This window comes from Thermococcus sp. (genome assembly GCF_015523185.1).
GTDB lineage: Archaea > Methanobacteriota_B > Thermococci > Thermococcales > Thermococcaceae > Thermococcus.
This window is the reverse complement of the sequence record NZ_WAKV01000050.1, coordinates 1-9,317: the sequence shown is the minus strand read 5'-3', so window position 1 is coordinate 9,317 and position 9,317 is coordinate 1. Positions and strand designations below refer to the sequence as shown.

Genomic DNA, 9,317 nt, shown 5'->3' with positions numbered 1-9,317 from the left:
CTTCCCGCAGGGGACGTAGTCGTCTCCCTCCCTGTGGACGGAGTGGCAGCTCCTCTGTAGCCTGAAGAGCTCCGGATAACGGCTGTGAAGCACGCGCTCCACGATGAGGCCGGTTATAGGTCTAACAGCCGACCACTGTCTTATCCCGAGACCCCTCTCCGCGAACCAGCGCGTCATGTACTTCTCAAAGTCCCAGCTCTGGTCGTAAGTGGCGTAATAGTGGCGGATTCCATTGTACTCGTAGGTTAAACCCCTTGGGTCGTCGTATTCGTTGCCGAAGAGCAGGTTCCCGATGTTATACTTGTGCATCAGCGGGAGGAAGGCGAAGGAGTAGCCCGCGAAGAAGAACAGCCTTATGGGATAGACCTCGGCCTTTGGCTTGCCCACGTTCTGAAGGATTCCCATGTTCTTCTCTATGAAGGTGTAGAGCCTGTCGGCGTTGCTCCAGACCCTTTTGGTCCTCGGCTCGTTCCTCTCGAACCAGCGGTAAGCTGGAATCGCCACCCTCCAGTGGCCACCAGATTCATTGTAAAAGAAGGGATAGACCTCGCAGCCGAGTTCCTTCATCATGCCGTAGGTGAGGAGGCTCTCCTTACCACCGGAGAGCATCACGGCGCATTTGGAATAATCTGGCTCGAAGTCAATGGGTTCCTCCTCAACGCCCTCCGGGAAGAGCTTCGCCATCGGCTCGGCCATCTCCGGAGTCACTTCCTTTGGAACGAACTCGGGTTTTATGAACTCGCTCGGCTGGGCTATCCTGTTGACGAAGATGTCCCTCGCTGTGACCTCCATCATGTCGCGGAAGAACTTCAGGTCTCTCGGGTCGAGGGGGAAGTCAAAGCGTATTTCTGGCGTGAAGAGGCCGTAGTTTATGGCCGGGATTATGCTCACCAGCTTGGCGAAGGCTTCCACCTTGGGAATCCTCTCGGGGTAGCGGTGGATGAGGTTGTAACCTAGCTCTTCGCCGTCAATGCCGAGAACATAGCGTGCCGAGATACGCCTTGCCGAGACCTTCGGCCGCTCGATGAGGATGTAGTCAAAGCACTTCAGCTCCGGCAGGCTCACCCGCCCTCACCTCTCCAAGCTTCTTCGCCTTGCTCGCTATCAGCTTGGCTATATCCTCGACGCCCTGGTAAAACGGGACGCGCGTTAAGATTCCAGTCTCGCTCTCTATCCTCTCGGCCCATTCGAGAGCTTCTTCCTTCGTGAGGTTCTGGGTGTTTATCGTGATAGCTATAGGCGGCTTCCCCGAGAGGAGCTCTATCATCTTTATGTAGTTTTCAAGCGGCGGAATCCTATACTGGGGGAAATCATCAAAGGTTTTTCTCGCTGGAGCGTGCTGGAGGACGATGAAATCGGGCCTGGCCGCGCCTATAAGCTCGAAACCGCCTGGGAAGGCAGGGTGGAGGAGCGAGCCCTCACCGTGGGTGACTATAACGTCCGGCCTCTCCTCGACCCAGGCGCGGTAGAAGACGTCCTCAATGGCTCCTGGAACGAAGTCGTTGATGATGGAGTCCATAACTATGCAGTACTTGAAGCCCTGCATCCAGCCAGTCTGCCCCATGGCTATGAACTCGCTCTTCAGGCCGAGATTCCTGAAGGCTTCGTGGAGCATAATTGCAGTGGTCCTTTTCCCTATTGCCGCGTCAGTTCCGAGAACCGCTACCTTGATGGCCTTAACGTCCTCTATCTTCCCGGTGAAGGGAACGCGGTAGTTGTAGAATATCTTCCTAACGTCGATTATCTCGACCCCGTTCTGCCTCGCGAGACGCCTGAGGTAGGGGTCATCGCTGAGGAAGTGGTGGAGGCCGTTGACTACCCCTAGTCCAGCTTTGATGGCCTTCGCCACTATCCTCTTGTAGCTCGAGGGAAGAACACCACCCGGTGTGGCTACGCCTATGATGAGCCACCTCGCATCCGGGTTCTCCCTGAGAGCTTCCTCGAGGGTTGCGTATATTGGAATGTTCCTTTTGATGCCGTCGAGCACCTCTCCCGCGTCTTTTCCCGCGAGGGTCGAGTCTATCAGGCCGACTATTTTATACTTTTCCGAGTACCGCACGAGTCCGTGCGCTGTTTTTCCATCCGTCGTAAGATAGCGCCCCTCCGTAAGCACCAGTGCTTTCTCCACCGTGGACACCTCCGGTTAACACCAACACGAAGTTTCCTTCCCTAATCCCAAACTTCCGGGCGAACTTGATAAGCCCGGCAACGGTTAAAGCCGAGGCCGGCAAAACCGAAAGGCCAGTCGTAACGCGGAGTAACTCGGCACATCTCAACGCGGTGTCGTCGGCGAAGCCGAAGACGTAGCCGTTGGATTCCTTTACGGCTCTCATTGCCTCATCGAGGTCAAAGGATATCTCCGAGACAAGGGGCTCGTTGACTGGTGTCTCCGCTATCTCCCTCCTCGGGTCGCCGTAGAACTTTCTTAGGAGTTCGTTTCCAAGAGCCGTCGTGACACCTACCATCCTCGGGTTTGCCCTCCCACGGAATCCGTGCCATATCCCGGCCAGAGTCGTCCCGTTTCCTACTGGAACGAACACCGCATCTGGCTTTATTTCGCGGAGGATATCTTCAGCTATTGACGAGTAGCCCGCGTAGTCAACCTCAGGGTGACTTCCGGGGTTCGCGTCGTAGATGCCGTTTGCCATCGCGAAGCGCCTGCTTTCCTTTACGGCATCCTCGTACGTCCCCGGCCAAGGAATCACCTCCGCGCCGAGGGCCTTCATCTCGCCGGCCCGTTCAAGAGTGTAACCGGCCGGCACAAAAACGAAAGCCTTCAGGCCGTAGAGCCGTGCGTAGTAGGCGATGGAAACACCGTAGTTCCCGCAGGTGCCCACGGTGACCGCAGAATAGCCCTCGTTGATAGCTTTTTCCACGTGTGCCCTGGCGATCCTGTCCTTGTGGGTTCCCGTTGGGTTTCTCCCCTCGTAGTCTATGTATATTCTCTCAACCCCCAGGGCCTCCTCAAGGAGGGAAGCCCTTAAGAGGGGGCCGCCGTCATCATCGGAGTTTTTCTCGGCCTCCATTTCCGGCCACCAGATCCGTTGTTTTCGTCCAAACGCAGTTATACAGCACCTTTCTTTTATACCACCCAATTTACTCCCTTCATTCTTGGAGGGAAGTCAACTGGAGTTTCTCAGGAGTATATAAACCTTTCTCCCAGGTGGGGCCGTTATTTGTGCCTAACATTTGTTTCAGCCCCTAAAATCATTAGGAAACCGAGTTATTGCCATGAATTTGGATAGAAATGTTTTTAAACCCAGCATACGCTCAATGAACGCCCCTCAGCAGAGGGGAGGTGATCGGCATGTACTACCCGCCAAAGAAGAAGGTCCAGCCCAAGAAGGTTGAGGAAGAAGAGGAAGATGAGTTCGAGCCCCTCGACGCCGTTGAGGAGGCCTACGAGGACTGGGACGAGGAAGAGGGGTGGGACGAGGAAGAAGAGTGGGAGGACGAGGAAGACTACGACGAGGACTGGGATGACGAAGACTGAACGTCCTTCCACTCTTTTTTAACCACAACTTTTTAAACCCCTTTTCTCTCCCCGCCCGGGGTGAAAATCTTGAAGGGCCGCCCGCAGAAGAGAAAACTAACAACCCTCAAAACCCTGGAAAAGGGGCGGCAGATGAAGCACAGACCTGATCCCGGAAGGTGGTTCTACTCCTTCGTTCCGTTCAAGGTATCAACCGGCGGAGCTGCCCCGCTGATCCCTCTGCTCACAATGAACGTGGGCGGCGGACCGGCGGATGTTGGGATTGTGAACGCAATAGGCAGTACCGCCTCAATGCTGGGTGGTCTCTTCTGGGGCAGGCTGAGCGACAGGCTGAACCGGAGGAAGGTCTTCCTCCTCATGGGCTTCCTCGGGACTGCGCTAACGTCGGTTCTCTTCGCCCTTGCAAAGACCGTCCCCCAGGTGATGCTCGTAAACGCGCTCTACACGTTCTTCATAGCGGCCACGATACCGGTTCCAATCCTGATTATCACCAAGGCCTTCCGCCTTGAGGACTGGGACTACGCGATAGGGAGGTTCAACGAGATAGGCGGCTGGGCGTGGGTTGCGGGGATGATCCTCGGACTTGTGATGGCGCAGTTTCTTAGTTTGAGGGAGATATTCGTGGTCCTCGGACTCGTAGGGCTGTTCTCGCTCCCACTCGGGGCGAGGACTATAAGGGAGGTTCCGGTCCACGTTGACAGAAGGATTCTCGGGGTTTACGCCGGCTACGTGGTGGAGAAGTTCCGCTATCTGCCGAACATGATAACCCACCTTCCCAGGCTCTCCACAGAGGACTTTGGAAGGCTGTACGCCTCGACGGTCCTCTTCTGGATAGGGGCCATGCTCTACTTCACCCAGTTTCCGGTGCTCCTGAAGAGCAGGGGACTGGGCGCGACGGAACTCTACGCCATGAGCATTGCAAATTCAGCTATTTCAGCCTACATGTACACCCGCGTCGGGCTGAGGCTGAGAAAGACCGGCGGCTACGGTGCGCTCAAAAAGGGGCTGGGCCTGAGGGGAGTCGCGTTCCTCCTGCTGGCGATTTCCACTTTCCTGGGGGGAAGCGTTTTCCTCGTCCTGGCATTCGTCTCCTACTTCATAGCGGGCTACACGTGGTCGTACATCAGCATCTCAACGTCCTCGATAATATCCCACAGGGCACCCCCGGAGAAGCGCGGTTCCCTGATAGGAACCTACAACCTCGTCAGCTCGCTGGGGGCCATAATCGGGAACCTTCTGAGCGGGCTTGTGGTTGAAGCGCTGGGCTTTACCGCCGACTTTGTCCTTGCTTCGTCACTGATATTCTTGGCCCTTGTTCCTATTTTGTGGGAGCATTAAGAATTTCTGATCTTCTTCTCCCAAGGGAAGGGCTTCAAAAGAAAAAACAAGCGGGGCATACCTATCTCTCTGGTCTGTGCATATGCACAAACGCTCTAAAAAGCTTATTGGACAATTTTGAGTACAACCAAGGGTTAGAATACCGAAAGCTTTTTCGTGGGTTGAATAAACATGCCTTCGGTGATGGGGATGGCCGTAAACCGGGAAGAGGCCCTTAAGGCACTTCAGGTCACGAAGGAGAGGATTAAGAGGAAAGAATCGAAGTGGAAGTACAAGATAGCCGTTCTGAGTGGCAAAGGAGGTGTCGGAAAAAGCACCGTGGCCGTTAACCTTGCAACAGCCCTGGCAAAGAGGGGCTACCGCGTTGGGATCCTTGACGCAGACATACACGGCCCGGACATAGCCAAGATGATGGGGCTTGAAAACGTCAGTGTTCTAGCAGAGAGAACGGAAGACGGTCGCTTTGAGATGCTTCCGCCGGAGACGGACTTCGACGGAAAAACGGCCCCGATTAAAGTCATGACGCTCGGTTTCATCGTGGGAGAGGACCAGCCCGTCATCTGGCGCGGACCACTCGTGACAAAGGCCATCTGGCAGTTACTGGGCGACGTCAAGTGGGGTGAGCTGGACTTCTTCGTAGTTGACTTCCCGCCCGGAACCGGTGATGAGATACTGACGGTTGTGCAGAGCGTAAGCCTGGATGCGGCGGTGATAGTGACCACTCCGCAGGAGGTAGCACTACTCGATACGGGAAAAGCGGTGAACTTCATGAAGAAAATGGAAGTGCCGTACGTTGCGGTAGTGGAGAACATGAGTTACCTCATCTGTCCGTACTGTGGAAACGAGATTGACATCTTTGGGAAGGGCGGCGGCAGAAAACTCGCAGAGAAGGAGGGTGTGGACTTCCTTGGGGAGATACCCATAGACCTCAGGGCTAGAGAGGCGAGCGACGCCGGCATTCCAATAGTCCTCTATGAAGACACCCCCGCGGCAAAGGCCATCGAGGATATCGCGGATAAACTTGTGAAGAAGTTAGAAGAGATGAAAGTGAAGGAAGAGGCCGAAGAACCATCTAGTCCGCTGTGAGGTTGATGAACTCCCTTAAAGCACTCACAAGCTCGTTGTTTTCATCCTTCCTGCCAACGGTCACCCTTATGTGGCCCTCAAGCCTTCTGTCCAGCTTTTTCACGGCTATGCCCTTCTTTAGCAGAAAGTCGTGGGCATCGAGCCTCATCAGGAGGAAGTTGGCCTCGCTCGGGTAGGAGTACTCCTTAAACTCGCGGTAGAGCCTCTCCCTCTCCTCGATTATGTACCTGATGACGTGCTGGACGTAGTCGAGGTGCTCGAGCATGAACTCCCCCGCTTTGAGGGAAAGAGAGTTCACGCTGAAGGGCGGGATAACCCTCCTGAGGTAGTCCGCGGTTTCTTCGCTCGCGACGGCATAGCCGAGCCGGACTCCGGCCAGGCCAAAGGCCTTGGAGAAGGTCCGGAGAACGATGAGGTTGTCGTAGTCCTTCACGAGGTCAATGTTGCTCTTCCTCGCGAACTCAGCGTAGGCCTCATCCAGCACAACCGGGGCACCGGTTTCGAGAACCTCAATTACCCTCTCCCTTGGCTGGGCGTTTCCGGTCGGGTTGTTGGGCGAGCAGATGAAGATTGCCCTCGCGCCTTCAGCGTGGGCCTCAACGTCCCCCAGTTCAAAGTTCCCTCCAAGGGGGACGTCCACAACCTTAATACCCTCCAGCGCCGCGAAGAAGTCGTACATGCCGAAGGTCGGGGAGCTTATAACGATGTGACCCCCGTCGAAGACCTTCAAAATCAAACCTATGAGCTCATCGCTCCCGTTGGCGACGATGACGTTTTCGTGGGAAAGGCCAAGGTGCTCCGCTATTTTCTCCTCCAGCTCAACCGGGTAGGCAGGGGGATAACGGTTGAGGGGTATCTCCGATAGCTCCTCAAAAAGCTCCTTTTTTAGCCCGTGGGGGAGGTCGAAGGGGTTTTCGTTCTTATCCAGGTGAATTCTGGCCGGGACTTCGGGCGGGACTTCGGCCCGCGGGAGCCTGGTTATCGAACTCCTAATCCTCATTATCACCACCTTCCAGCCTTTTCGGACAGTACTTAACCTCACAGAAGGTGCAGACAAGCCGGGTTTTGTCCTTCTCCGGGGTCTTTATGAGGACCTTCTTTATTCCCGCGATTCCTTCGAGGGCCCTGAGGGTTTCACCCTTTAGCGGCTTCTCCACCACGATTGAGATGCGTGCTTCCTCCCCCGGCAGGTTCCTCATGCTGACCGAGACCGCCTCGTTACCCTCCTTTAGAACCGCCCCGAGAACGCGGTGAAGCACCTCGGCCGGCCTTTCTATAACTTCAATCTCAATGACCTCCCAGTTCATTGCGGGGGCTATGCCCTCGACCTTCAGCTCCGGCTCAGCCCGTTCAAAGAGCAAGCGGAGGGCATTTGACGCCCCTATCGTCTCGACGGTCTGGTAAACGACCTTTCTGTTCACCCCCACGGCTTTCGCGACCTCACTTATCGAGAGTTCAACGCCGGCGAAGCCCATAGAGCCCTCCCTGACGCTAACCCCGTTCCTCAGCAGGAACTCGGCAACCCTCTTTCTCGCGGGATAGGGCCTGAAATACTCCTCTATCAGGATCATCCTCCCACCTTCTTCTCGCGGATTATCCTCGCCGTCCTCTCGGCGACCTCCTTTTTAGTCCCCTCAAACATCTCGCGCAGGAACTTGAAGGGGACTTCCTCCTTTGGGGCCATCCCCTTAAACTTAAGCGCCCTGACGAAAACCTTTTCGCCCCTCTTTGTGAACTCAAGGACGTTGTCAGCGCTCTCCGCGAGTTTCTCGTTCTGCTCCTCAAACATCGCCGTGTTGACGGCGACGAAAACTATCGGATTGGCCTTCCTTATGCCCTTGATGAGGGCGTCCGTGAGTTCATCTTTTGCCTCGCTCCCAATCAGGAGGAGCGTGAAGGAGGGGAGAACCACTATCGTCCTCTCATCGGCCATGTCGAGGGCCTTTTTGAGCTGTTCTGAATCCGAGAAGTTGCCGATGTAGTAGTTGGCGTCAACCTTTCTGATTCCTTCGCACGAGGGCTGGTAGTCGAGGAAGGTTATCCTCCCCGCCAAATCGTCGCCCATGCCGAATATTCTTAGATTCCTCAGAACCCCGCACACTGGGGAGCTCGTGGCAAAGTAAAGGACCTTGTAATCCGGGTTCTCTCTGAGGAACTCCCCGATGAACTTCTGTGCAAAAAGGGGCTTTGCCGCGGCCATCGGGCCGGAAAGAAGGGTGAAAGCAGGAAGCTCGAAATCGAAGCCCTCAAAACTGAACCTCATGCTCCCACCTCACAGCCGTTTTATCGCAGGAATCAGGTTCTTCTTGCCCCTCTCGGCTTCTTTCCTTATCTCCTCGAGTATCTCTCTTGAGAGCGGCACCTCGATTTCCTTCCTCTCAAATGGTGCCCCCTTAACCCTCTCCACCTTGAGGAAGAGCCTCATCGGCTTCTCCATCCTGCTGAACATCAGGTTGTCCGCCGACCTCTCAAGCTCCTCAACCATGTCCCTGAAGACGTCGGTGTTTACGGTTAGGAAGTATGTCTTCGTCTTGTCAACGCTCAATGCCCCTTTGATTTTCTCGTGGATTGCTTTACCGTAGGTCGGCGAGAAGAAGAGCAGGTTTAGCGCCGCTCCAACGACCATCGTCCCGAGCTTGCTCGGGCTGTTGCTCAGGTAGATGTTGGCGAGTGAAAGTGCCTCGTCCCACACGTCCGGCTTGACGAAGTTTGCCCTCACGTGGGTATCGCTGACCGGCTCAATGGATTCTATCATAGGGTCAAGCTCGATGAAGAATACCCTGCCGTAGTAATCGTCGAGGTCCGTCCCAAGGAGCCTCATTGTGTTCCTGAGGTATTCAAGGGTCGTGCTCGTGAGGAGGAAGACGACGTTCCCGCCGTTCTTCAGCCAGCCTGAGGCGAAGGAGTAGCCGATGAGGGGCTTTCCGGAACCACCGGGTCCGCTGACAAGGGTTGAGGTGTTCGTCGGGAACCCCTTAGGAAGTATCTCATCAATCCAGTCAACCCCAAGCTTCACCAGCATGGAACCACCTCCATTAGGTTAGCCTAACCTAATTTTCATTTTGGGGGCCATTACACGAACCTTAAACCTTACGCCACAAATGTGGGTAACACTTCAACGGAAACGGGCAAAAGTTTAAATTAGGTTAGCCTAATTCAACTTCGGGTGAGAGCATGGGCTGGAAGGAGATACTCATGGAGGACATCCTCCGCCTGGCGAGGGAAAAGGGTTCGCCACCGAGCTTCAGGGATGTCATGGAGGACAGCAAGGTCACGAAGGAGGAAGTCGAGGAGGCGATGAGAGAACTCGAGAGGAAGAACCTCGCGAGACGGGAGGGAAACAAGATAGTCCTCACGGAGGAAGGGAAGAAGGCCGCCGAGATAATTTACAACTACCACA

Annotated in this window: 11 protein-coding genes; 4 read left to right on the top strand and 7 right to left on the bottom strand. The window is 55.2% G+C overall.

Annotated features, from left to right (window positions below; translation table 11 throughout):
• From F7B33_RS05575 to F7B33_RS05565, 3 genes are all read right to left on the bottom strand, one after another.
• The coding region (locus F7B33_RS05575) for a hypothetical protein (protein ID WP_297073656.1) at positions 1-1,065 on the bottom strand (1,065 nt) is incomplete at its 3' end.
• The gene (locus tag F7B33_RS05570) at positions 1,037-2,128 is read right to left on the bottom strand and encodes a DUF1611 domain-containing protein (protein ID WP_297062309.1); all 1,092 of its coding nucleotides are present in this window, start codon (positions 2,126-2,128) and stop codon (positions 1,037-1,039) included. The genes F7B33_RS05570 and F7B33_RS05575, both read right to left, overlap by 29 nt.
• Positions 2,037-3,026 carry a pyridoxal-phosphate dependent enzyme gene (locus F7B33_RS05565; RefSeq protein ID WP_297062311.1) on the bottom strand — a complete coding sequence of 330 codons (990 nt, stop codon included), beginning with the start codon at positions 3,024-3,026 and terminating at the stop codon, positions 2,037-2,039. The genes F7B33_RS05570 and F7B33_RS05565 overlap by 92 nt, the downstream gene beginning before the upstream one ends.
• 281 nt (positions 3,027-3,307) lie before the next feature.
• On the opposite strand from F7B33_RS05565, the gene F7B33_RS05560 reads away from it, so the two are divergent.
• From F7B33_RS05560 to F7B33_RS05550, 3 genes are all read left to right on the top strand, one after another.
• Complete coding sequence (locus F7B33_RS05560) at positions 3,308-3,493, top strand: hypothetical protein (protein ID WP_297062313.1); 186 nt, start codon at positions 3,308-3,310, stop codon at positions 3,491-3,493.
• A 60-nt stretch (positions 3,494-3,553) separates the two neighbouring features.
• Positions 3,554-4,831, top strand: coding sequence for an MFS transporter (locus F7B33_RS05555; RefSeq protein WP_297073654.1), 1,278 nt, complete (start codon positions 3,554-3,556; stop codon positions 4,829-4,831).
• 183 nt (positions 4,832-5,014) lie between these two features.
• Entirely contained in the window at positions 5,015-5,917 is a 903-nt protein-coding gene (locus tag F7B33_RS05550) for an Mrp/NBP35 family ATP-binding protein (protein WP_297073652.1), read from the top strand.
• On the opposite strand, the gene hisC is transcribed toward F7B33_RS05550, so the two are convergent.
• Genes hisC through F7B33_RS05530 form a run of 4 tightly spaced genes read right to left on the bottom strand, consistent with a single transcriptional unit; the run spans position 5,904 to position 8,939 of the window.
• Positions 5,904-6,923, bottom strand: coding sequence for a histidinol-phosphate transaminase (gene hisC, locus F7B33_RS05545; protein ID WP_297073649.1), 1,020 nt, complete (start codon positions 6,921-6,923; stop codon positions 5,904-5,906). The genes F7B33_RS05550 and hisC overlap by 14 nt on opposite strands.
• Complete coding sequence (locus F7B33_RS05540; RefSeq protein WP_297073647.1) at positions 6,907-7,488, bottom strand: regulator of amino acid metabolism, contains ACT domain protein; 582 nt, start codon at positions 7,486-7,488, stop codon at positions 6,907-6,909. Before F7B33_RS05540 ends, hisC begins: the two co-directional genes overlap by 17 nt.
• Complete coding sequence (locus tag F7B33_RS05535) at positions 7,485-8,180, bottom strand: hypothetical protein (protein WP_297073645.1); 696 nt, start codon at positions 8,178-8,180, stop codon at positions 7,485-7,487. Before F7B33_RS05535 ends, F7B33_RS05540 begins: the two co-directional genes overlap by 4 nt.
• Positions 8,181-8,189: 9 nt before the next feature.
• A complete protein-coding gene (locus tag F7B33_RS05530) occupies positions 8,190-8,939 on the bottom strand; it encodes an ATPase domain-containing protein (protein WP_297073642.1) in 750 nt (249 codons plus the stop codon).
• A gap of 152 nt (positions 8,940-9,091) precedes the next feature.
• Here F7B33_RS05530 and F7B33_RS05525 point away from each other — a divergent pair.
• The coding region (locus tag F7B33_RS05525) for a hypothetical protein (RefSeq protein WP_297073640.1) at positions 9,092-9,317 on the top strand (226 nt) is incomplete at its 3' end.

Bases quoted from the DNA above. Each gene is read 5' to 3' on its own strand.
- F7B33_RS05565 (WP_297062311.1), bottom strand. From the start codon at position 3,026: ATGGAGGCCGAGAAAAACTCCGATGATGACGGCGGCCCCCTCTTAAGG.
- F7B33_RS05560 (WP_297062313.1), top strand. From the start codon at position 3,308: ATGTACTACCCGCCAAAGAAGAAGGTCCAGCCCAAGAAGGTTGAGGAA.
- F7B33_RS05550 (WP_297073652.1), top strand. From the start codon at position 5,015: ATGGGGATGGCCGTAAACCGGGAAGAGGCCCTTAAGGCACTTCAGGTC.
- F7B33_RS05540 (WP_297073647.1), bottom strand. From the start codon at position 7,488: ATGATCCTGATAGAGGAGTATTTCAGGCCCTATCCCGCGAGAAAGAGG.
- F7B33_RS05535 (WP_297073645.1), bottom strand. From the start codon at position 8,180: ATGAGGTTCAGTTTTGAGGGCTTCGATTTCGAGCTTCCTGCTTTCACC.
- F7B33_RS05530 (WP_297073642.1), bottom strand. From the start codon at position 8,939: ATGCTGGTGAAGCTTGGGGTTGACTGGATTGATGAGATACTTCCTAAG.